This window comes from Actinomycetota bacterium, from assembly GCA_018333515.1.
Lineage (GTDB): Bacteria > Actinomycetota > Aquicultoria > Aquicultorales > Aquicultoraceae > Aquicultor.
The window spans coordinates 12627-34757 of sequence record JAGXSZ010000023.1; the positions used below are offsets into that span (position 1 = coordinate 12627).

Here is a 22131-nt window from a genome sequence, read left to right on the forward strand (position 1 = left end):
AATATAGAGGGTATGTTTCCGAACCCTACCCCAGAATCGCCTTCAAGTCCTCATCAGGCGTGCTGATAGGCTTGATGTCGAAGTTCTTGACCAGGACATCGAGGACGTTAGGTGTGATAAACGCGGGCAGTGAAGGCCCGAGGCGGATATCTTTGATGCCGAGATGCAAGAGCGAGAGCAATATCGCTACCGCCTTCTGCTCGTACCACGAGAGTACCATGGAGAGCGGCAACTCGTTGACGCCGACGCCGAACGCGTCGGCGAGCGCGCCCGCTATCTGGATGGCCGAGTACGCGTCGTTGCACTGCCCCACATCGAGGAGCCTCGGAATACCGCCGATGTCGCCTAAGTCCTTATCGAAGAAGCGGAACTTGCCGCAGGCGAGCGTCAACACTACGCAATCATCCGGAACTTTCTCGACGAACTCGGTGTAGTAGCTGCGGCCCGGTTTGGCCCCGTCGCAGCCGCCCACCAGGAAGAAGTGACGGATATCCTTGTTCTTGACCGCCTCGATGACTTGTCCCGCGACACCGAGGACCGCGTTTCTGGCGAAGCCGACCATGACCTCTTTGCCCGCTGTGTCCTCGGCAAAGCCCGGCATGGCAAGCGCCTTTTCGATGGCCGGCGTGTAGTCGCCGTCGGCGATGTGGCGCGCGCCCGGCCAACCGACCGGCCCGGTCGTGTAGATGTTATCGAGATAAGTTTCGCGCGGCTTCTGGATGCAGTTGGTCGTCATCACTATAGCGCCGGGAAACTCCGGGAACTCTTTCTGCTGGTTCTGCCAGGCAGTGCCATAGTGACCGTAGAAGTGCGCGTATTTCTTGAGTTCCGGATAGCCGTGGGTCGGCAGCATCTCACCGTGGGTGTAGACGTTGATGCCCTTGCCCTCGGTCTGCTTTAAAATATCGTCCAGGTCTTTGAGGTCGTGCCCGCTGACTAAAATAGCTTTGCCGGCTTTGGCGCCGAGCGGAACCTTCGTCGGGACCGGATGGCCGTAGGTCTCGGTGTTGGCCTTATCGAGCAATCCCATAGTCGTCAGGTTGACCTCGCCGCACTTGAGCGTCGTGCCTATCCAGTCTTCGAGCGAACCCTCGTTCTTGGCGATTTTCGCGAGCGCGTCATGGATGTACTCATATATAGAGTCATCCTCCTCGCCGAGCACCTCGGCATGGTAAGCGTAGGCCGCGACCCCGCGAGCGCCGAAGCGGACGATATCCTGGAGCGACTGGATGTCCGGGTTAATCGCGGGGTCGGGGACGACCTCCATGACCGCCTCTCCCTGTTTAATGAGACCTTCCAGGTCCGCCGCCGGCGTAAAATTCGCGCAGTCCTGCGCGAAATCGACGTTGCCGCCCGCTTCTTTTACCTTGGCTTTAAGGCCGTCGCGCAGCTCGACCGCCCGGTTGATGAAGCCTACAAAATCATCTGCATCGAAATTTACATTGGTTAGTGTGGCAAAAAGCCCCCACGTGGTGAAGCGGTTGGTATCCTGGTCGTCTACGCCGACCTTGCGTCCCTCGACCGCGTAGAGCGCGGTTCCCTTGAGCGCGTGCGTCAAAAGGTCTTGGAGCGCCGCTACCTCGGGCTGCTTCCCGCATACGCCCAGTTTGGTACAACCGGTTCCTTTTGACGTCTGCTCACATTGATAACAAAACATAGCCATCCTCCTTGAGTCACTTGGTCTTTGTCTTAATATGTCTTAAAACTTCGGTCTAGCCGAAACATGTTGCTTGCGCGGGTCTCGGCTCGCTCGCCGTAGCTTTAACGCATTGTTTGCGCGAATAGACGGCTCGCTCGCCGTAGCTTTGCCCGCGCATAGCTTTGTCGACGCCGGGCGGCAAATCCGCCCGCCCTAGTCTTTACCCGTGAATAAGGGGCGGTAAGCATTTGACGCAAACCCACACGCTTTGGCCTTGGTGTCTCGTCGGCAGAAGCGGGCGCTCGGTATCGGCCACGTTGCACCAGTTGCAATGCTGGGTGACCGGGTCGACTTTGGCGGCGGCGGTGTGCTCGTGGACGGCTTCTTCGCTGAACGCCTCGGTCTCGCGCTCGACGATGGTGAGCGCACCCTCCGGGCACGTGCCGATGCAGAAGCCGGCGCCGTCGCAAAGCTCATCGCTTATCACCTTGGCCTTGCCGTCCACTATCGCGATAGCGCCTTCCGCGCACGGACTGACACAGTCGCCGCAGCCGGTGCACAACTCCTCGTCTATCTCGATTATCTTTCTAAGTACCTTCGCCATCGTTATCCCCTCCTTCCGTAATAACGTATACTTTCCGGTTCTTATGATAAACCTTATTAAAACAGTAAACTTTGACCTAAGTCAAAGCTCGAGAATGTTTTCGTCTTTTTTTGTGGAGCCTATTTAGAAAACGGCGGAAGCATAAGTGACACGCTAACTACGGCGCAATTTGTTGCTTTGGTGGCGCCGTCATCACTTTAACTCAGGGGCTGAGAGCTAATTCTTTGAGCTGGACAAGTTGTGGAATAGTTTTTACCTTACGGTAAAATTTTGAATCCGCGGTCACGCAGATGCATCCCAGAAGTTGTGCTAGCGCCAGGTAGGATGTGTCATAAACAGTAACGTCATGATTGCGTGCGATTCTAAGTGTTTCGACCATCAACGTGTTGCTCGGCGGATACGCGTCAAGGTTCATCTTCATGAGGCTAGTGGATGCGTCAACAAGGTCGTCCGCAGTAAAGTCGGCGTTATACCTCAGCGCGTTAGCCAACTCATAAAAGAAGAGGTCGGGAACGGCAAGTATGCTCAGCTTATTAAGGTGCAGCTCTTGAAGCCGGAGTGCCGCTTCAATATCATCCTCATGCATCTGCGTAAACCATTTTACACCGACCGATGCATCGATAACGTATCTCTTTTGCGCCTGTTCTTGCAACTTAGCGTACCTCCCGCCACTTGCGAACCTCAGCAACACCATCCCAATGACCCGCTTTTTTCCGGAGATTTGCCTGCACCCGCATCGCTTCTCTGATGTCGCGCGCTCTCCCCCGGTCTTCTCGTTCTCTCTTTTCTATCTCCCAGTATTCCTGGACCGCCTTCCTGAAAAACTCGCTGCGTGTCACATGTTCATCTCTCGCTGATTTATCTATTTTTCTCAACAGTTCCTCGGGAAGCGTGATATTGATCTTGGGCATCTGAACCCTCCTTATACGCCTTTCAGCTTAACATCGGCACATCTATACCTACCATTATACCTCTTAGGGTGGGTATAGTTAAACCTAATCCGGCTTTTTGATGCGCCGATAAATGCAGGCAATTATGGTTGATGGGCGCGCTTTATTGCTTCGAACAAGTCGTCTGAGATGTTTTTGGAGTAGCTGGGTCCCATCGGGTTTACGTCGTAGTAGTAAAAAGCTCGATGAGTTCGTTGATTTCTTCATGCTTGACCAGGGCAGCTATCCACTGCGGCGGAATGCTGTCGAAACCGTAGTAAAGACCCGCGAGGCCTCCGGCGACAATCCCGGTCGTGTCGGTGTCGCCTCCAAGATTGACGGCTTTGAGCACCACCTCTTCGAGGCTGTTGGAGTTGAGGAAAGACCATATCCCCGCCTCAAGCGTATGGATGACGTAGCCGCCCGATTTAATCTCCGCTTCATCGAGCCGGGCAAGCTCGCCGCCGAGCACTCGCTCGAAGTGCGGCAGCTCTGACGCGTAGGCGCCGGATTGGTAGTGGATTCCAGCTTCTTTAATGGCGTAATCGTAGGCCTCGCCGGGCGCGAAACCCTTTAGCAAAGTAGAAACCATGAGACAATAGAGCCCGCAGGCGATTTGCGACCTGGGGTGGCGGTGGGTTATGGATGACGCTAGATGCGCGTAATGGAGTAGCTCAGCATCGGGTGCGTCTGCATACCGCAGCGCAACCGGAAGGATACGCATGAGCGCCCCGTTGCCGTTACTGAGCTCGTCGGTGCCTCCGGCCTCGCCGGCAGCGGTGCCGTTCATTATGTTCGATAGCGCCGCCTGTGTTTGCCGGCCAATCCCGAAGGCCTTGCCCTCCGGCGTCCAATATCCTTCAGCTAACCACCTTACAAAGAGTGCTCCCATGTGCTCAGGTTTGAAACCATTGAGCAGTGCTTCCAGGGTGCAGAGCATCAGCGAGCTATCATCAGACCACGTGCCCGGGAGTTGGTCGTGCGTGCCAAAGCCCACCATATCAACTATCGGGTTCTGTCTGAGATATTCCCTCGATTTGAACTCGACCGGCACACCCAGCGCGTCACCGACGATAGCGCCAAAGAGGGCGCCTCGTATTTTGTCTTTTGGGTAGTTGCCGGGAGGATGGTCTGTAGGGTTGCTTTTATTCATCGGATAATCAACCTTTTAAGCATACGAGATGCTTTGCTAGCATTGCTTGCTCAACCGATTGGTCGAACCCAATCTTGATACGAGGCAATCACGCCACAGCGCTTCTTCATCATCATCGCATAACACGGATAAGTACAACCGTGAGTACACCCTTCCGCGTGGTTCAACGCGTAGTCAGCGTATTCGACACCACTCTTATAGAGAAGTGTTTTCCTTGTTATCTTATGTAAAGCAATGCGCTGCACCATATTATTCCTAGTCCCCGCTATGGTCCGATTTTTGTTCTATCTGCCTTTGTTTCGTCGCTGGCGGGAGATAGTTCTCGGCTGTGATAACGCTCTTGCCTGTTTTTGCTTCTAACTCCAATCGAGCTTTCTTCGATATTTTACCGCCCTTTTTCCCCGCATCCGCATTTTCAACCATGCCGGTAGCATTCACGCTTTCGGCAATCTGTCTGGTCGAAAGTTCCGCAAGTGCCGTGAAAATCAACTCCGCTTCACTCATATGGTCGCGCAGATTCTGCGTTTTAAGGCCTTTTATATCTTTATGCGTTTTTACTGAAACGCCGCTCCATTCCTGATGAATGATGTTGGTGAGAATAGCGTATTCGTCTTCTTCGGTTATTTCGTGGTCATTCCAATAATCAGTGAGTTTATTTCGGGTTTCCTGACCCATCATCCGCTGCTGGATCCACTTTTCGCTTCTGCCGAGCTGTTGCCAGTATTCACGGGCGCGCTCAAGTGAGCGTGCGGGGTCGCCCATATCCTGTAAACGTTCGTATCCCACCTTTGCCAGCCATAATTTTATCGGCTCTGCTTTGGGACTGGGCACAGACTGAATAAGCCGTAACAATGTTTCCGGGTCGGCAACATCGGTCAGGTATTTTTTCCCGTCGGCGGCTTCCATTTTCAGTCGGTGACAATTTGTCACCGACTCACTTCCTTCCTTTCTCAACCTTTCTTTGAGCTTATTCCAGTATTTTCTGGCGGTTTGATAATCCGGCTGCTGTATCAGAACCTGTAAAATATCAACCACCGAGAAATACCAAGTTTCGTTTTGCTCATCGTAATGACGGCGGATTTTATAGTTTTCAAATATGGCTAATTTTTTCTCAGTCATTGCTATCCTCCTCGCCGCAAGATAGTTCATTGCCCATGCGGTATTTAATGTCGTCGTTGATGATGAAATCAAATTCTTCTAATGTGGATATATCCATAGAAGATTCAAGCGTGGTTTTCGTTTTCCCTTTTCTAAGGCTTGGCATAGACCTCCAAGGAATCTAACATATATTTTATACTTATTCAGAGATTGGTTGGGTTATACCTCTTGATAGAAAAGTACGTCAAAAAGAAATACCATGGCCAAGCTTATCCGTATACGCTTGGCTACCAAGAACATATTTATACTAGATGCGCTCGCGAGGGGTTTTCCCGACCGTGCCTTCTCTTTTCGCCCCCACCGCTATTTAGCATGTTCAACCATGCATCCGACTACCATCTTAGCCGCCTCCGCCCTCGTCGCGGTATTATCAGGCTTAAACGTTGCGTCAGAGTAACCGCTAACAATATTTGCTCTCACGCAGCTACTAATAAAACTCTTTGCCCAGTGCGAAGAGATATCGGTGAGTGAGCCTGAGCTAGCCGGTAGATTGAGAATCCGTGCTAAAATAGCGGCGACCTCAGCCCGCGTGACTCCTCTTGCGGGTCTAAAGGTGCCGTCAGGGTATCCCGCTATAGCACCGCGCGCGACTGCAGTCTCGACATATCGATAAGACCAGCCGGCTGCATCAACATCACTAAAGGATGCACCTGCAGGAACTTCTAAGCTCCACCCCATGGCTAAGCATATCATCTTGGCGAACTCGGCTCTTGTGACACTAGCGTCTGGTCTGAACTTTCCATCAGTATAGCCACTGAGTATTTTCCGCTCAACAAGGGTTTTAATAAAAGCGTCATACCAGGCATTGTAAGCGACATCGGAGAATGTCCTTCCTGTTTCAACGGTGGCTATCGGTTTTGTCGGTACGTAAGATTGCCCGTAGGTGACCGTTGCCTCTTCTTTGTGCACGAAGCGCTTATAGCGGTCTTGATACGTAATGACGACGCGATACTGTGTGCCCCGCTCTGCGCTTACCTTTATGTTTGACGACCAGTATAACTCCTTGCCGGGCACCGCCCCTGCCTTGGCACGTTTCTGCTGGTGAACAAGTTTGCCTTTTGCGTTATATATGGAGGTCGTCACATCTCCTACAGCCTGGACATTGCCGGTCCCTTTGTGGTAGTGGCGCACTAAAAGACCGCTCCTTGAAAAGGTAATTTTGCCGGTGGTCTTGGCGCTAATATCAACTTTCGCCGCTTTGCCATCGCTCTCACTTGCCCAAAGAACGGAGTTTGCGACAAGCTCTTTGGCCTGCGCTGCTTGGCTTTTAAGGCGCGCGTGCCACCAGAAATCCATCACCCTAAAGGTGAAATAGATGACTCTGCCCTGACCGTATCGTCCCGCCCAGGCGGCAGCCGTGCCGTCTTTATACCAAAGTATGGGACTCACGTTTTTATTTACGCCGCCAGGCAGTGCCTCTGTAAGCTCAACTGCTGACACCCTATCCTCAACGAGAGAGATGGCGTTTACGCTAAGCGCCTCTTTTGTCCGCGAAATAATAGGATGCGTTGAGTCTTTGCTCGAAACGCTGAAACCCGAGTCGAAGGGGTCGTTGATAAATTGCACTTGAAGCACCTCACTTAAGGGGCCCCACTCCCACGCCAGGTGCTTGAAATAGCGAATCCACAACGCAAAGGGAGGATAAACTCTCGATGGCGCAAAGAGGCAGACGATTGAGCCACCATCTTTTACATAGTCTCGTACCGCCACATCCTGCGCCTCGTCCATCATAAAGGTATAGGGAAACACAACCGCTTTATATTTCTTGAGCGCGGACGTGCTTTTAAGTGTAGCATCGCTTACTTTTTCAACCGTGTAGCCCTTCTCTTTCAACATGTCGTAGACAAGCTCTTCTCGCTCAAGGATGGCGACTTGTCCCATGTTGCTGCCCGGATGAGTAGTCTGCCTGCCGGATTCCTCCGTCTGCTCGGAAAAGACGACGCCGATTTTAGCGGTCGACACCGGCGAAGCGTTCGCAGTCAGGGTCAGCGTACTAAAAAGCATGATAAATGATAGGCCAACGACGGTGAAAAGAATAAGTGAGATTCGCATATGCTTAGACCCGTAGCAAGAAGTCGTTCTGCTGTATGGTTTGTAAAACATGCCGTGCCCCTTTGTTTTGGTCTGCCTTAGCCTAACTATTGATATACGCACAATTACCTGCCGGGCCCGTTAAACATTTTCGCCCTCAAATATGGCGTGCACTATAATCGTCGTGAATCGTATCTTTGTGGCGCGCCGTTCTTGCCTTGCGAGCCATCTGCTTTTTTTCGCCTCTTTCACGGTTTCTGTGTTATGATTTTCCTTGTTTCATCCATAAAGGCCAAGATTTAGAAATACACGCTATTTCTTAGATATATCAGCGCCATATATGTCAGCATTAGTTAAGCGTAAGTAATAGTCATTGTAATCTCCGTTTCGCCAATCCGTCCACACCACGTAGTTGCCTGAGATTTGAGGTGGCCATTGATTGATTTCTTTCTTCTATTTCTGACCTCTGATGTTTATGATAACAACAGAATGCGTCCGTAATTTTATCTGAAGTTGATTTACGCCTTTTACATCGACAGTATAGTCTTCTAATCCATTAGTCCTCTTAAGCTCACCTATAGCTATCTCTGCACCATCCCCATATGCGATGAAAGCGTCTTCGTCATACCCCCGCCCATCTGGTATGCCTGCTGAGAATGTAATTGTTGAATAACGGCCGGCAAGATTAAAGGCGCACTCCCGATCCAGGTCATACCCCTTGCTGTATTTAATACCAAAAATTGTGGCTGGACTGGATAACGATAGCTTCTGGCCGCTATAGGCCTCGAGATCAACCCCGCCAGGCGGGATACCGACATTGACTGTTCTCGTTTTGCTGTCCCAACTCACCGGATAGCCTAATGCTTCGGCTACAAATCTAATGGGCACAAAGGTTCTACCGCTCTGAATAAAGGGCGGTACATCTGCTGCAATGTCTTTACCTTCGACGATCAGCCGAATGGTGGCTGCGCTGTAACCAATGCCCGCTAAAAAGGCCAAGGATACGACTAAAGCTAGCGCAACCGCTGCCACAACCTTTCTTTTCAATACAACCGCCTCCCTTAAATTTAAAGCTCGTACTAAACTACAACCAAGAGAACTTATACCCCTCGGCAAGCATGCTAAACCCCGCGTCATGCTATACCGAAAACCGGACTTAGTAGAAGGGTGGATTGTTCGTTTGACCCCATAGTCTAGGTGCAGGCGGGGTGGCGAATGTATTATGGGCGATATTGAGAACGACAACGCAGTACCGATCGCTATATTGGCCCGATAACTATATCTGTTTGCTTCCTATAAGAAGCACCTATTCCGCAGTCCATTCGATAATTTGCGGACGGCTCATATAAAGATCGGTAACCTTTCTTTTTTCCGACCCGTCCGAGTTCATCACCCATAGAACAAGATTATCTTTCTCTGAAATAAAGGCAATCTTGCTGCTATCGGGGGAGAAGATTGGTGAGGAGTTCTTGCGGTCGCCTGTAGCTGTTAGCTGTATAGCATTGCCAAGCGCTCCATCCTTTACGGGCATATAGTAAATGTTACCCCTGACAACACCGACTATCGCACTGTTGTCCGGCGCCCAAGAGACTCTATGAAAACTGGCGTTGGCAAAGCTCAACATCTTACCAGCGGAAGAGTAGATAGCAACGCTGCCTCCTCTGAGTGCAAAAAACTTGCCATCCCGCGATATGCCAAGAGAACCGTCATACGTTGTTGGAGAAAAGGCCTGCTTTTCCCCTTCCGCGATCTCAAGGAGTAGCTTTGAGCCATCTGGTGACACGTATAGAGGCAGGTCGCGCCATGACCCAGAGCCCCGCAGGATAAGCTTCTGGTCTGAGCCATCTGGGTTCATCGAGAACCAATAACCATCATTATACACCTGTGGGCAACCCGGACCTTCGTTTGCCCAGAACACTATTTTGGAGCCATCGAGGCTAAAGAAAGCGTGGCGCTCCTTCGCTCTATCCTCAAAACCATCCCCATAGCGATTCACGGTAAGATTTTCCTTATTGCCGGCAAGACCACCGAGAACTATTTCTTCATCCACAACGGAAATAGCATGTTTATACTCGGCATCGAAGTCACATCTGTTGGGGTCGCCGCTACCCACGCTACCTCCCCGTGCATGCACTTGGAATTGCCGTTCAAACGCCTGATGTGAATCGAATAACAAGCGTCGTAATGCCGGCGCTACGATGTTCTTTAATAATGTTATACCCTGGACAGTTGGCGTGTGCTAGGCTATCACACATTTTTCAAGCAGTGGTTTGCAGATAAACAAGTGCAGCGTGAAATTTACAAGTGCAAAATAAGTGCAGAAGCTATAAGTAAAGGGTACCGATTCTCTCGACACCCCATCCAAACTGGAGCCACTGAGCGGATTCGAACCGCTGACCTGCTCATTACGAGTGAGCTGCTCTACCTGCTGAGCTACAGTGGCGTTGACACCGACGTCCGAGTGGGTCGGCTACGCTTGCGACTTATATATTATCTATAAAATCGACCCAAATGACAAGATGCTTGCCGGCAGCAACATGCCCCGCACGCCCCCGCACCCGGCCCGCGAAGTCCGTGCCCTACTCGAAGTCTGTGCCCGCTATTTCTCCATGGGCATCTTTGAATCGCCGCCCCACTCATAGACGGACGCTTCGTAGTTTCTTACTTTCTCAAAGCCAACTGCTCTGAGGATCATGGATGCGTATCCAGACCTTATACCCATGGTTCAGTAGAGTATGAAGTCGTCTTCGGGCGAGATACCGTAAGAGGCCATGATTTTCGTGATTTCCTCGGGCGTCTTCGGGGTGCCGTTTTCGTTGTGCAGGTCGAGCCAGAGCATCAATTTTGCTCCCTTGATGTGTCCGCCTCTCGGCTCTCCGGCTTTTTGCGAGCCCTTGAACTCACCCTCGGTCCGCACATCGAGCACGACCTGTTTGTCGAGGTTATCCAAGACGTAGGCTTTGGTAGCTATATAACTCTCGTCATAATCCTTGAGTTCAACACCGGTCGTAGGCTTTGGCTGCGCGGGCTCGTCGGTCACATCGTAGCCCAACTCTTTCCAGTACGAAAGCCCGCCGACCAGGAACTTGACGTTGTCCATGCCCGCCAGTGTCAATTGCCACACAGCCCTGCCGTCACCGCCCGGCCCCTTGAATACATCGGAATAAAAGACGACCGTCTTATCGTTGTCTATACCCAGCTCTTCCAATGTTTTCTTCAGCTCGGCTTTGTCTTTGATGGTTCCCCATCCCGGGTCTCCGGGTTTTCCGACCTTGTCCGAGAGCGCGTGAAGGCCGATACCTACAGCGCCCGGTATGTGCTCTTTCGCATAGATGTCGGGTTTATTGCAATCGAACAGGGCCAGCTCATCGCTGCCGAGCATCCCTTTTAGCTCCTGCGGCGTAATAAGGAAATCGTTGTTTTTGTAGACCGCGAGATCGATTTCTTTCGTCTCCGACGTTGCTGATTTACCGGCAACATCCGTGTTTTTGCCCGCCGAAGAAGACTTCGGCGCTGGTTCTTGCGCGCACCCGGCAACCGACAATGCGAGCAAAAAGCATGCAATGAGCAGCGTCGCATGCTTTAGGCTAGACCGCGTTTTCAATACTACCAACCTCCCCTTGTTTCCTGTCAGTCCAAACTTTCTTGAGCATCACCGCTAACGCGCTTAGGGCAAAGAGCATCAGCAATCCCGTGACCATCGTCTTGGTGGTGCCGGTCAGCATCCCCCCGATATAGGAATAGACGATAGTCGCTGGCAGCTGCCCCACGCCCGTCGCTATGAAAAACGACCAAAAATTCATAGAGGTCAACCCTGCCGCGTAGCTGACGATGTCGAAAGAGACGAACGGCAGCAAGCGCGCGATAAGAATCGCATACTTGCCGTAGTTTTCAAAGAAGACATCGACGCTTTTGAGCGCGGTGCGAGAAGTAAGCTTCTCCACCGCTTCGCGTCCGAAGTACTGGGCGATATAGAAACAGAGCACCGCGCCTGCCATCGCGCTCGACCACGACAGAATAGCACCCTTGACCCATCCGAAGAGGCCGGCGTTGGCGAACGTGATAAGAAAGGCCGGGAGCGGTGCGATTACCGACTGAAATACCATGAGGGCAAACGAGGCTATCGGCGCCCAGATGCCAAACCCCAAGATATAGCCTTTTACCAGCTCGACATCGAAATTGCTCATTATGAAGAAAGCCTGGTTGAAATTTACCTTGATAAAAGGTACAAACACATAGAGTAGTATAATTATAAGTAATACAAGCAATTTTCCTTTATAACCTTTCAATATACCCTTGATGGCGGATCACCCCGTAAATCGTTTCCCCGAAAGGACTACCTGGCACTTAATTGGTGTACAGCGTTGAGCCGATTATATCAGCAATCACAAGAATTATCACATAAAAATTAGATATTTTTATACTTTCTATATGGTTGTGTTCGATAATCCTGATGGGTATGACGCTTAATCGTTGGCGTATGCTATCTAATTGCCGGAAGGTTGAGACGGGTTTGCTGGGTGATTGCCAGGCGGTGCGATGAGATTATGCCCTTGAAAACATTGGATGAAACGCACGTTTCGTATGGATAGAAAACCTGATGTTTCGCAGCTTTATCGCCTCCTACACATCTTCCTCAGATGGAACATGAGGTTCAACAAGAGCAATCAAGGCTGGTATATCCTTTTGAACTGTATCCCAAACCTTCACAAAATCGACTCGAAAATAATCATGAATCAATCGATTCCTCATGCCGACCATATCGTTCCAGGGTATCTCGGGGTGTGCGTTCTTGAATTCCGGTGATATCTTGTTGGCTGCTTCGCCAATAATTTCGAGGTTTCTCATAATTGCGTCAGAACGCAATTCGTCTTTTTGAAAGTTCTCCCATTCTAGACCACTTATGAACTTCCTTGTTCGCTTGGCGGCAATAAGAATATCCAACAAAAATGCTTCGTCACGCCACATACAAAACCTCTGTTGAATCAAGGATGTGCTTGCGGCGTATATAGTTTTCGCTTTGCTCCACAGCCTTCTTTTCTACAAGATCAACCTCGCGCTCAAATATCTCTTCGAGTTCCCCTTGCATACGCACTAGATCAAATAAGCTATACTTAGCTTCCTGGGTAAAGGAAACCATTACATCGACGTCACTATCAGGCCGGAAGTCCTCTCGAAGAACCGAACCGAATAGCGCGAGTTCTTGAATGTTCCATTTTCTGCAAAACTCAGCTACTTTTTTATAAGGTATTTTAATACGCGCTTTGATCTTCATCGCCGTTCCTGTACTTTTAGAATAAATACTAGATATTATTTTACATCATAATTGATGCCTTGTTTGAATTTATCGGAACGCCCGCGCTTTTCTATATGCTTTAAGGTTTAGATAGAAAGGTGTCGACAGCAGGCGGACAATCCGCCGCTGTCAATCTCGCTGTATCGAGTAACCAATCGCTTTGTATCCCTTGAGCCTTTTCTCAAACATGCGCACCAGCACAGGAACTTCAACATCAATATTTTCTTGCCGGCGAAGCTTCAACAAGGCGGTCAAAAAATATCCAAACATGGCCGCCATTCCCCGACCGGGAGCGCTCCAGCGCTGCCGGCACGCCCATCTCCTTGCAGGTCTGCAGAAAAGCAACGGCATCATCCCGCCACGACGCTTTATCGAAGTCGACGGCAAGAATCTGACAGGTCTCATCGGATAAGAGCGGATATAGTCCAACAATATGCTTGCCTGTCAGGTGATTAAGGATAACCTGGTCGGTTAGGGGTAGAAGGTCACGGTATTCACACTGCGAACACTTGATTTTGGGTTTGCGGCAAAAGACCTTATGCCATTCATTGCGGCAGGACGGAGAGTAGCCGGATGAGCCGCTCTTCCCCTCCCAGCGAACGGCATACACGTCTTCGCGGCCGCGAAAAAGGCTACGAAACAACGCTATCTTTTCCTCAGTTGAGGAGCGGTTGGTAACGGTGAATAAATTTCCCTGCTGCAGGACTATGATTTCCGGGGCTTTTTGTTCATGCGGCAAGGATTCGGCTGGCGAGACAGCTTCTGTTTCCGCCAATCCAAGCAGCGTTTTCAGCCGGCTATTCTCAGCGCGAAGCCGTGCACACTCGGCCAAGGCCGCATCTAGTTGAAGCTGTAAATCCTCATCCTTGCCCATAGTTTCCTGTAATGTCTAAGTACTTCTTCTAAACGAATCGCTTGAAATAGCAGCTACACGCTCCCATCGGCTAGCGCGTCCGCTGGAGTGATTTGTTAGGCACTCTGTTTATCTATTGCGAGAACTTTGACCTCTTCCTCGATACGTTTGTCTAGCCTATCCTTCTGTACCTCGATATCGTAGTGTGTTTGGAGATTAAGCCAGAAACGCTCGGAAAGACTAAAATATCGAGACAATCTCAGTGCTGTATCAACGCTAACCGCTCGCTTGCCGTGAACAATCTCATTAACGCGCCGTGCCGGCACATTGATATCCTTGGCCAAACGATATTGACTGATTCCCATTGGTTTGAGAAACTCCTCAAGCAGTATTTCGCCTGGGTGAATAGGTTCTATTTTTTCGTTGCTCACAATTTCCTCCTAATGATAATCCGTAATCTCGACTTCATAAGCGTCACCCGCACTCCATTTGAAGCATATGCGCCATTGATCGTTGATCCGAATGCTATGTTGTTCTTGCCTATTCCCCGAAAGCTTCTCGAGACGATTGCCGGGAGGTGTTCTCAGGTCGTCCAATCTCTCGGCAGAGTCTAGTAATACAAGCTTTCGGTAAGCTAAGCGCCGCATATCTACAGAGATTCTCTTTACGAGTTGGCGCTCAAATATCTTCTCGGTCTCTTTGCAGCGGAAGCTTTTTATCATAACTAGATAATAACGTTCTGCGTTATTACTGTCAAATATTATTTCAAATGTTGGATAACGTGGCGGCTAATCGGACGGCAACAGAGCGCAGTGAAATTGCCGTTCGCTGTAGTGATTTGTTAGCCCTTGTATCTCCGTTTGATATATTCCCGCGTCTGACTGGCGCTAAGTTCTGTCGGGAAGAGCCGGTCACCCGCCGCCGACTCTGGCAAGACTCCCTTCAAGAACCAGAGCGATGTTGCTCTTTCGGCCATGCAAGTGGCGGTGAATGGGAAAGATAATTTGTATAGGAGGTAACAATACCAACCCATTGCCTGCTCTTCTGAGTCATAGCTGGTTTATCTGTGGGTTTCTTCAATCCCTTTGCTTTATTATGTGCTCGCCTTTTAATTTTACGCTTTTGTCATACAGAAATTCTGGATCGATGTCTAAATGATTTGCCCACTCGACCGTATCGAATCGAACTACTACGGAGTTAAACAAAGAAACATCTTGTAGCTCGACAAACTTGCCAATGTTCAAATATGGGGAAACATCAAAAACCTTTTCTTCACCATTTTCAAACTGAAGCAATAATCTGTAGCCATCTAACGGTTTTACGCTTTTTACTGATGGATACACACTTATCCTCCTTTATTTTAAAGGGTCGATTGGAAAAGGAAGCTCGCCTTTTGAGGTCAATTCCCAATCCGCCAGCAGTTCTTCTTTGTGAATTTCTGCCCACGCCAAAACAAGCTTGGTCTATCTTGGAGGTAAATTGCCGAAGGATATCTCACATGTATGAATATCAATTATCGCCGTGTAATCCTGGTAATAAGCATGAATATGTGGGGGATTGTGTTCCCCGGGGGAGCAGTACATGCGAATAATAATTCCATAAAACATTGAGATAGTCGGCATCACGCCTCCATTATATCATTTATTTGCACCAAAACGCCCACCCTGCCCTTAATCTAAAATCAGGTGATCTTTGTGTTCCGCCTCTTCTGGTGCGCTACTCTTTCTCTCGTTCAGGCTTATGACCTTCGAGGGTTTGCTTCTCTTTGAAGACGATTCGACTCTCGACAATAGGTTTGGGGAGATATTCCACTTTTCACCCTGATCGGTGATTACTGTGACGGTTTTCTTGTTGTATTTAATCAATAGACCTTCTTTTCTCTCTCGACCGTTTGTCTTAAATGACACGCGGTCGCCAATGCTGAATTCCATCATTTCGACATGCGCGCGCATGGAATCGAGAAACTTGAGGCGTTCGACAATGCGATGATTTAGTTCAATTAATTCTTTTTCGGTTAGGTTGTCGATATTGATCTTCATACCAGCCACCATTCAATTGTTTTTTTAACGCTTGAGTTCAGCGACGCGCCTTAGCACGTCCGCTGTAGTGATTTGTTATGTGTTTTTACAATCTATCGACTCAGCTTTGAGCCGGCAAGGCGATTCAAACTTACACTAGACTCCGCTGCTTCAATCGCTAGTTTTTGATGAACCTGCGGGGGTACGCGTACCATAAACTTGCCGCTATAATGCCTTAAGCTATAGGCTCGGGAATTGCTTCGCTTTCTTTGTCCATATTATTTCTCACTTCTTCAACAAGCTTTCGAATTCCCCTAAGAGCTGCTTCCGGTTTTTTTGCCAGCCAGCTTAAGCTCGGAAATTCGGCACACAGACCTACGTACTCGCCATCCTCTTCCGACCACGTTACTCTGTATGTATATCGATCATCTTTTATGTCCGCAAGAATGCGAGAGCATCTGTTCATAAGAATTAGATTAGCTTAAGGATTTATGCCGTTTCGAATTGCAGGTTCTTTAGCGTCTCTGCCGGAACACGCTTGCTCAAACCAAGTATCTCAATGCCGATTACGTTATCATTGGCATCGTAGTCAAGAATCACGCCAGGTCTAACCTCCTCCGAATCGACAATTGCCGATTCGTCGAGCCGGAAATACAGGGCATCGTTCTTGTGATCTATTTTTAACCTCACGACAACCTCCTTAATCTGCGATCAAAAAAGACGGTAACAATCCGCCAGGGATTGGCATATGTATTTACCACAACACGTAAATATCGACCCTCGTGCTCCTCAATTGCCCTAACATAATGAACAGTGCCGTCGTCCTTTGATTCCTTCATTTCGGGCTCTTCTATAGCCAGTTTTACCCAAGTTTCAGAAATGTTTCGCTCCTTTAGCATATCATAAGCATGCTCAGAAAACTCATGTTCAATCATGGTGCCCCTTTTCTCAAGCTATTACACCACCACAGATTCTTAACAAAGAATCTAATCGCTGCCGTTACGTAAAGGAAAACGACAATTGTTGCCGTAAAAGATCTTCTTGCCGGTAACTTAAAGAGCACTTTGTCGATGCTGCCTAAGTAATCGATTTTTGAGAATGGTTTTTATACGGTCTGGCGTCCCTTTTGCTGCCTTACTACCTTTGCCCGCACCAGCCGTATCTCCTCATAGGAGAAGTCGGGGCCGAGGCGGTCTTTGATGGAGCGGAGAATCTCGGGGCCGCTATCGAGGATGGCGGCGGTAATGGCTTGCTGCTTCGCAGTCGGGACGAACCGGTCGATGGAGACCTCCTCGCCGGCGTGTATCAGTTTTTCGAGGTGGGTTATGATCGTTTGTGGGCTGAGCGACCTTTGCTCTACCATCTTCTCCAGGGATAAGCCTTGGTTGTAGAGCTGAAACGTCATTTGGACGGTCGAGGACTCGACCCCTGATAGCTTGGGGGCTTTCGGCGCGGGCGGCTCGGCTCGCGGCAGCGCGATTTCTTTCGCCTCTATCCCGTTCGCGGCGCAATAACCGGTTATGCCGCTCAAAAACCTCTCCCCATATTTCTTGAGCTTCACCTCGCCGACGCCGCTGATATCGGCCAGTTGCTCGGGACTTACCGGATAAAACGTCGCCATCTCTTTGAGCGTCGCGTCGTGGAAGATGACGTAGGGCGGCAAGCCTTCGTCGTCCGCGATTGTCTTTCTGGTATCGCGCAGGATTTCAAAGAGGTCATGGTCGAAGGCCGTGCCGTCATAGGTCTCACGGGACTCCAGGCAGATATCGCAGGCGCCGCAGTTGGGTTCGGTAAACTCCTCATCGAAGTACGCGAGAAGCCGTGTGCGCCGACAAGCGTTAGTCTCGCAGTAGCCGACCATATCCCGGAGCATCCGGTAGGCGGCATCCCGCTCTTTGGGGTCGTCTTTTTGGCGGATGAAATACTCGATTTTGGCTTTGTCCCCGTAGCTGAAGAAGAGGATGCAGTCGCTCTTGAGCCCATCCCTGCCGGCCCGCCCGGTCTCCTGGTAGTAACCTTCGATGTTTTTCGGCAGGTCGTAATGGATAACATATCGAACATCCGGCTTGTCTATCCCCATTCCGAAGGCGATGGTGGCGACGATGATTTCGGCGTCGTCGCGTATAAAGCGCTCCTGGTTCTCACTTCTGCTCTCGGACGTCATCCCGGCGTGATAGCCGAGCGCGCGGTATCCGTCCTTTTTCAGGTCGGACGAGAGCGTATCGACCATCTTCCTGCTCTGGCAATAGATAATGCCGGAATCGCGCTTGTGCTCTTTCAAGTACTTGAGAAGCTGCCGGTAGGCGTTGACCTTGGGCTCTATCCGGTAGTGGAGGTTCGCCCGGTTGAAGCTCGCCCGGTAGCGCTTGCACCGCTCGATATTGAGCTGCTCAACGATATCGTTTTGCACCTGGATGGTGGCGGTGGCCGTGAGGGCTATGACCGGGACGCCGGGGAAATTTGTTTTGACCGCTCTGAGCCGCCTGTATTCCGGCCTGAAATCGTGCCCCCACTCGGAGATGCAATGGGCCTCATCGATGGCGATAAGGTTTACGGGGAGCCTTTTTATGAAGCCGAGGAAATCGGGCATCATCAATCGCTCCGGGGCTACGTAGACGACTTTGACCTCGCCTTTTACCAAGGCGTTTTTGGTTTCGGCTATCTCGGCCGTGGTGAGCGAGCTGTTGATGTACGCGGCCGGAACCCCGTTGGATACGAGTCCATCCACCTGGTCTTTCATCAATGCGATCAAGGGCGAGACAACAATCGTCAACCCGTCCAAAAGCAGGGCCGGCAACTGGTAGCAGAGCGATTTGCCGCCGCCCGTCGGCATGAGCGCGAGGACATCGTCTTTATTGAGGACATCTTCGATAATATCCTGCTGCAACGGCAGAAAGGTCGTGTAGCCGAAGTATTTATTGAGAGTCGTTAGCACTTGCCACTCCGGTCGATTAACTGCTCTTTAAACGTAGTTCGATTACTGGTTTGGTTGGCTCCCAAATTATTCCTCGGCGTCTCCCTGAGCGGCGCTGTCGGCTACTACCACACCTTCGTCTTGGCTGCCTTTACCGGCTCTACCCGCTTGGTCGCCATGCTCGCCCTGCCCGCAACACGCCGCGGGGGCGCATTTGCCCTCGCAGCCGCACTTCTGCGCATCGGCAAGGGACATCTCTATGCGCCGGCCCGACTCGAGCTGTAGGATAACGGTCTCTTTGGGCACGCTGAAATCGACTATCTTGGCGGTTCCGAACTCGGTGGCCACCTTGGTGCCCCGCCTCGGAGCGCGCTTCTTAAAGTCGAGATAGGCATCGTACTCGTATTTGAGGCAGCACATCAGGCGCCCGCAGATACCCGATATCTTCAAAGGATTGAGCGGCAGGTCCTGTTCTTTGGCCATGCGGATGGAGACCGGGTCGAAATCGCCCAAGAAGACGGTGCAACAGAGGCGCTGCCCGCAGGGACCCAAGCCCCCTATCATCTTCGCCTCGTCGCGCACGCCGATTTGGCGAAGCTCTATCCTAGTCCTAAAGACCGACGCCAAGTCCTTGACTAAATCACGGAAATCGACGCGCCCATCGGCGGTGAAATAGAAGATTATTTTACTGCCGTCGAAGACGTGCTCGACTTCGATGAGCTTCATCGGCAGCTTGTGTTTCGAGATTTTCTCATCCGCGACGCGATAAGCTTCCTTCTCTTTCTCCTTGTTCTTCCTGAGCTGTTCTTTATCGTCGTCGGTGGCTTTTCGCACCACCTTTTTGAGGGGCGCGGTTATCTCCGCGTCATCGACCTCGGTCGGCGGCGAAACGACCTCTCCAAACTCCACCCCGCGCGACGTCTTGACTATGGCTTTGTCTCCACTCTTCAAACCTATACCGTCCGGGTCAAAGTAATAGACCTTGCCGGCTCTCTTGAATACGACTCCAACCACTATCGGCATATACCGCCAAGCCTCCCGCTCGTCAATCGCTCATATTGTTAGAGATAGAACGTTAGAGATAGAACGTCTCTTTTACCGTCACTACCTCGTGTATCTTGAATAACATCGTTTCCAAAGCTAATTGCATATTAACATTAAACCGTGCCAGTTGCTTGGTTTCTTCAATAATTTGTAAACAGCGGTAGACGTCCGCGCCGGTAACCAGGTCGACATGCTCTTTTATCTCGAGAATGCGGTCCTGGTTGGCAAGGAGGTCATCCCTTCCGGTCTCTTTGCTGAAGATGATGTCGCGAAACCACGATACCATGATAGTGAGAATCTCTTCGAAGCCCTGGTGTTCCTCGCGGCTCGCTTCGCGCTTATGCTTCTGCTCGAGGTTTTTCTTTAGATGCGCGGGCATATCCTTCTGTCCCGACTGCTCCTTGAACCAGGCGAACTCTTTTTTCTGCCGCTCTTGGACCTCGGCGACGCCCTTCTTTATCTCGGCCAGCAACTCCTCGGCGACGAAGCTGAGGCGAGCCAAGTCGACGCGGTCGATGTCGCGCGCGATCGCCAGCACCTTCTTGCGGCGCTCCTGTTTGGAGGGAGACACGGCGAACGAGATGGCACTCCCCAGTATCCCCGAACTAAGCTTTGTGGCCGGCATCGCCTCGTCGTAGCTTAACCCATGGCGCTCCATGAGAAAGGTCGTCATCTCCGGTGCCGGGATGAGGCTGAAACGCACCTGTCGGCAACGCGAGATAATAGTAGGCAACATCGCGTCGATGTTCGCCGTGACCAGGATGAAGACGACCGCGGGCGGCGGCTCCTCGAGCGTTTTAAGGAGCGCGTTGGCGGCCTCGGGCGTAAGCCGGTCGGCCTCGTCGATGACGATTACTTTGGTGCCGCCCTCGAAGTTCTTGAGCGAGACGGTCTGCTGCAACCGGCGAACCTGGTCGATGGTGATGTGGTTGCCTTCCGGCTCGATGAGGATGACATCGGGATGGATTTCGCGCATGACTTTGCCGCAGGAAGCGCAGCTCCCGCACCCGTGCTCTTCGCAGTTGAGGGCGGCGGCCATTACCTTGGCGGTCGTCCGTTTGCCGACGCCGCGCGGCCCCACAAAGAGCCAAGCGTGGTGGGTCTCGCCCGCGTCGAGCGAAGCGCAAATCCTATCTATCGCATCTTTCTGGCCGATAATTCCCGACCAGAGAATCGTAGTATCCACAAGCAGAGATTATATCATAGCGGGTGCGATGGCGGATATTGCCGCGACGACATCGCGGTGTACCTCATCTATCGAGCGGGTGCCGTCGATGACGCGCCAGCGCTCGGGCTCATCCGCGGCGAGCTGTGCGAAGCCGGCGGCGACACGGTCGTGAAAATCTACCGACTCCCGCTCGATGCGGTCGGTCTCAATTTCGGTCGCGCGCTTGAGCCCGACGGCGGTCGGTACATCGATTAATATGGTGAGCGACGGTTTCAAGCCCTGGACAGCATGCTCGTTGACGTCGACGATTAGGTCGAGCGGCAGGCCGCGCCCGTAGTGCTGGTACGCGATGGATGAGTCGATGTAGCGGTCGCTTATGACGATATCTCCGCGCGCGAGCGCCGGTCGAATCACCTCAGCGACATGCTGCGCGCGGTCCGCGGCGTAGAGCAGAACTTCGGTGTGGTAGTCCATCTCGGAGAACCCGGGGTCGAGCAGGATGGCCCGGATTGCCGCGCCGACATTGGTGCCGCCCGGCTCGCGCGTAACCGTGACCGCGCGCCGCGCCGCTTTCAAATGCTCGGCGAGCTGGACGATTTGGGTCGTCTTGCCGCTCCCCTCGATTCCCTCGAACGTGATAAAGAACCCCGCGCTCACTACTCCCTCTCCTCAGTCAAATACCGCCTCAATGGCCTTGCCCTTATATCTCCCGGTAGATAAGGCGGCTCTGTTCGTAAAGGTCGCCGCCCCAAGCGTCCATCGCCACGATGACCGGAAAGCTCTCTACCTCGAGCCTGTATATGGCCTCGGGTCCGAGTTCGGGATATGCGATAAGCTCCGATGAGCGCACGTAGCTCGAGAGCAATGCCGCCACGCCGCCGGTCGCCGCCAGGTAAACCGCGTTATACCGGATGAGCGCCTCTTTGACCTCGCCCGAGCGCGGACCCTTGCCTATCATCGCCTTCAAACCGTGCGAGACGAGAATGGGCGCGTAAGAATCCATGCGGGCGCTCGTCGTCGGGCCGATAGAGCCGACCGCTTTGCCCGGCGGCGCGGGCGCGGGGCCGGCGTAGTAGATTATCTGCCCCTTGAGGTAAAAAGGCAGCTGCTCGCCGCGGTGTATCGACGCGACCAGGCGCTTATGCGCCTGGTCGCGCGCCGTATATATTGTCCCGGTTATCTCAACCTTGTCCCCCGCCCTCAAGTTGACGACGATGTCGTCTAGGAGTGGGGTATGGATTTGCTTAATTATCGTCCGCACCTCGAATTTTTATCACCTATCAGATTTTTTATTCGGCCCGTATCAGGGCTTTAGCCCTGATAC

At 51.5% G+C, this 22131-nt stretch carries 26 protein-coding genes, 1 tRNA gene and 2 pseudogenes; all 29 read right to left on the reverse strand.

Annotated features, from left to right (window positions below; translation table 11 throughout):
• Positions 1-25: 25 nt before the first annotated feature.
• On the reverse strand, positions 26-1657 hold the full coding sequence (gene hcp, locus KGZ93_05550; protein MBS3909075.1) for a hydroxylamine reductase: 1632 nt from the start codon (positions 1655-1657) through the stop codon (positions 26-28).
• A 202-nt stretch (positions 1658-1859) separates the two neighbouring features.
• Positions 1860-2243, reverse strand: a complete 384-nt coding sequence (locus tag KGZ93_05555) for a 4Fe-4S binding protein (protein ID MBS3909076.1) — start codon at positions 2241-2243, stop codon at positions 1860-1862.
• Positions 2244-2445: 202 nt separating this feature from the next.
• Complete coding sequence (locus KGZ93_05560) at positions 2446-2895, reverse strand: type II toxin-antitoxin system VapC family toxin (protein ID MBS3909077.1); 450 nt, start codon at positions 2893-2895, stop codon at positions 2446-2448.
• 1 nt (position 2896) lies between these two features.
• Positions 2897-3154, reverse strand: coding sequence for a ribbon-helix-helix protein, CopG family (locus KGZ93_05565; GenBank protein MBS3909078.1), 258 nt, complete (start codon positions 3152-3154; stop codon positions 2897-2899).
• Between the two features lie 199 nt (positions 3155-3353).
• A complete protein-coding gene (locus KGZ93_05570; GenBank protein MBS3909079.1) occupies positions 3354-4325 on the reverse strand; it encodes an ADP-ribosylglycohydrolase family protein in 972 nt (323 codons plus the stop codon).
• 255 nt (positions 4326-4580) lie between these two features.
• The gene (locus tag KGZ93_05575) at positions 4581-5444 is read right to left on the reverse strand and encodes a Bro-N domain-containing protein (GenBank protein ID MBS3909080.1); all 864 of its coding nucleotides are present in this window, start codon (positions 5442-5444) and stop codon (positions 4581-4583) included.
• A 342-nt stretch (positions 5445-5786) separates the two neighbouring features.
• Positions 5787-7535: an S-layer homology domain-containing protein gene (locus tag KGZ93_05580; protein MBS3909081.1), complete on the reverse strand. Its 1749-nt coding sequence runs from the start codon at positions 7533-7535 to the stop codon at positions 5787-5789.
• Between the two features lie 432 nt (positions 7536-7967).
• Positions 7968-8651: an NPCBM/NEW2 domain-containing protein gene (locus KGZ93_05585; GenBank protein MBS3909082.1), complete on the reverse strand. Its 684-nt coding sequence runs from the start codon at positions 8649-8651 to the stop codon at positions 7968-7970.
• Between the two features lie 169 nt (positions 8652-8820).
• Positions 8821-9138, reverse strand: a complete 318-nt coding sequence (locus tag KGZ93_05590; protein ID MBS3909083.1) for a PD40 domain-containing protein — start codon at positions 9136-9138, stop codon at positions 8821-8823.
• Positions 9139-9881: 743 nt separating this feature from the next.
• Positions 9882-9957 (reverse strand) — tRNA-Thr (locus KGZ93_05595).
• 282 nt (positions 9958-10239) lie between these two features.
• A complete protein-coding gene (locus KGZ93_05600; protein ID MBS3909084.1) occupies positions 10240-11118 on the reverse strand; it encodes a sulfurtransferase in 879 nt (292 codons plus the stop codon).
• Entirely contained in the window at positions 11102-11815 is a 714-nt protein-coding gene (locus KGZ93_05605; protein ID MBS3909085.1) for a TVP38/TMEM64 family protein, read from the reverse strand. Before KGZ93_05605 ends, KGZ93_05600 begins: the two co-directional genes overlap by 17 nt.
• 322 nt (positions 11816-12137) lie before the next feature.
• A complete protein-coding gene (locus KGZ93_05610) occupies positions 12138-12482 on the reverse strand; it encodes a DUF86 domain-containing protein (GenBank protein MBS3909086.1) in 345 nt (114 codons plus the stop codon).
• Positions 12472-12789: a nucleotidyltransferase domain-containing protein gene (locus tag KGZ93_05615; GenBank protein ID MBS3909087.1), complete on the reverse strand. Its 318-nt coding sequence runs from the start codon at positions 12787-12789 to the stop codon at positions 12472-12474. The genes KGZ93_05610 and KGZ93_05615 overlap by 11 nt, the downstream gene beginning before the upstream one ends.
• A gap of 235 nt (positions 12790-13024) precedes the next feature.
• Entirely contained in the window at positions 13025-13684 is a 660-nt protein-coding gene (locus KGZ93_05620) for a hypothetical protein (protein ID MBS3909088.1), read from the reverse strand.
• Positions 13685-13779: 95 nt separating this feature from the next.
• Entirely contained in the window at positions 13780-14097 is a 318-nt protein-coding gene (locus tag KGZ93_05625) for a HigA family addiction module antidote protein (protein MBS3909089.1), read from the reverse strand.
• Positions 14098-14103: 6 nt separating this feature from the next.
• On the reverse strand, positions 14104-14385 hold the full coding sequence (locus KGZ93_05630) for a type II toxin-antitoxin system RelE/ParE family toxin (GenBank protein MBS3909090.1): 282 nt from the start codon (positions 14383-14385) through the stop codon (positions 14104-14106).
• Between the two features lie 119 nt (positions 14386-14504).
• On the reverse strand, positions 14505-14696 hold the full coding sequence (locus KGZ93_05635; GenBank protein MBS3909091.1) for a hypothetical protein: 192 nt from the start codon (positions 14694-14696) through the stop codon (positions 14505-14507).
• 43 nt (positions 14697-14739) lie between these two features.
• Complete coding sequence (locus KGZ93_05640; protein MBS3909092.1) at positions 14740-15006, reverse strand: DUF2442 domain-containing protein; 267 nt, start codon at positions 15004-15006, stop codon at positions 14740-14742.
• A gap of 12 nt (positions 15007-15018) precedes the next feature.
• Positions 15019-15285 (reverse strand): annotated as a pseudogene (locus KGZ93_05645) (DUF4160 domain-containing protein).
• Positions 15286-15333: 48 nt separating this feature from the next.
• Positions 15334-15702 (reverse strand): hypothetical protein, encoded by a 369-nt coding sequence (locus tag KGZ93_05650; protein ID MBS3909093.1) that lies wholly within the window; start codon positions 15700-15702, stop codon positions 15334-15336.
• Between the two features lie 92 nt (positions 15703-15794).
• Positions 15795-16147 (reverse strand): annotated as a pseudogene (locus KGZ93_05655) (toxin-antitoxin system HicB family antitoxin).
• Positions 16148-16170: 23 nt separating this feature from the next.
• On the reverse strand, positions 16171-16371 hold the full coding sequence (locus KGZ93_05660) for a DUF2283 domain-containing protein (GenBank protein ID MBS3909094.1): 201 nt from the start codon (positions 16369-16371) through the stop codon (positions 16171-16173).
• Positions 16368-16616, reverse strand: coding sequence for a DUF4258 domain-containing protein (locus KGZ93_05665; GenBank protein ID MBS3909095.1), 249 nt, complete (start codon positions 16614-16616; stop codon positions 16368-16370). The genes KGZ93_05660 and KGZ93_05665 overlap by 4 nt, the downstream gene beginning before the upstream one ends.
• 170 nt (positions 16617-16786) lie before the next feature.
• Complete coding sequence (locus KGZ93_05670) at positions 16787-18616, reverse strand: RecQ family ATP-dependent DNA helicase (protein MBS3909096.1); 1830 nt, start codon at positions 18614-18616, stop codon at positions 16787-16789.
• Between the two features lie 66 nt (positions 18617-18682).
• A complete protein-coding gene (locus tag KGZ93_05675; protein MBS3909097.1) occupies positions 18683-19618 on the reverse strand; it encodes a stage 0 sporulation family protein in 936 nt (311 codons plus the stop codon).
• Between the two features lie 52 nt (positions 19619-19670).
• Positions 19671-20825 carry a DNA polymerase III subunit delta' gene (gene holB / locus KGZ93_05680; protein MBS3909098.1) on the reverse strand — a complete coding sequence of 385 codons (1155 nt, stop codon included), beginning with the start codon at positions 20823-20825 and terminating at the stop codon, positions 19671-19673.
• 9 nt (positions 20826-20834) lie between these two features.
• A complete protein-coding gene (locus tag KGZ93_05685; GenBank protein ID MBS3909099.1) occupies positions 20835-21464 on the reverse strand; it encodes a dTMP kinase in 630 nt (209 codons plus the stop codon).
• Between the two features lie 43 nt (positions 21465-21507).
• Positions 21508-22059: a fumarate hydratase C-terminal domain-containing protein gene (locus KGZ93_05690; GenBank protein ID MBS3909100.1), complete on the reverse strand. Its 552-nt coding sequence runs from the start codon at positions 22057-22059 to the stop codon at positions 21508-21510.
• Between the last annotated feature and the right edge of the window lie 72 nt (positions 22060-22131).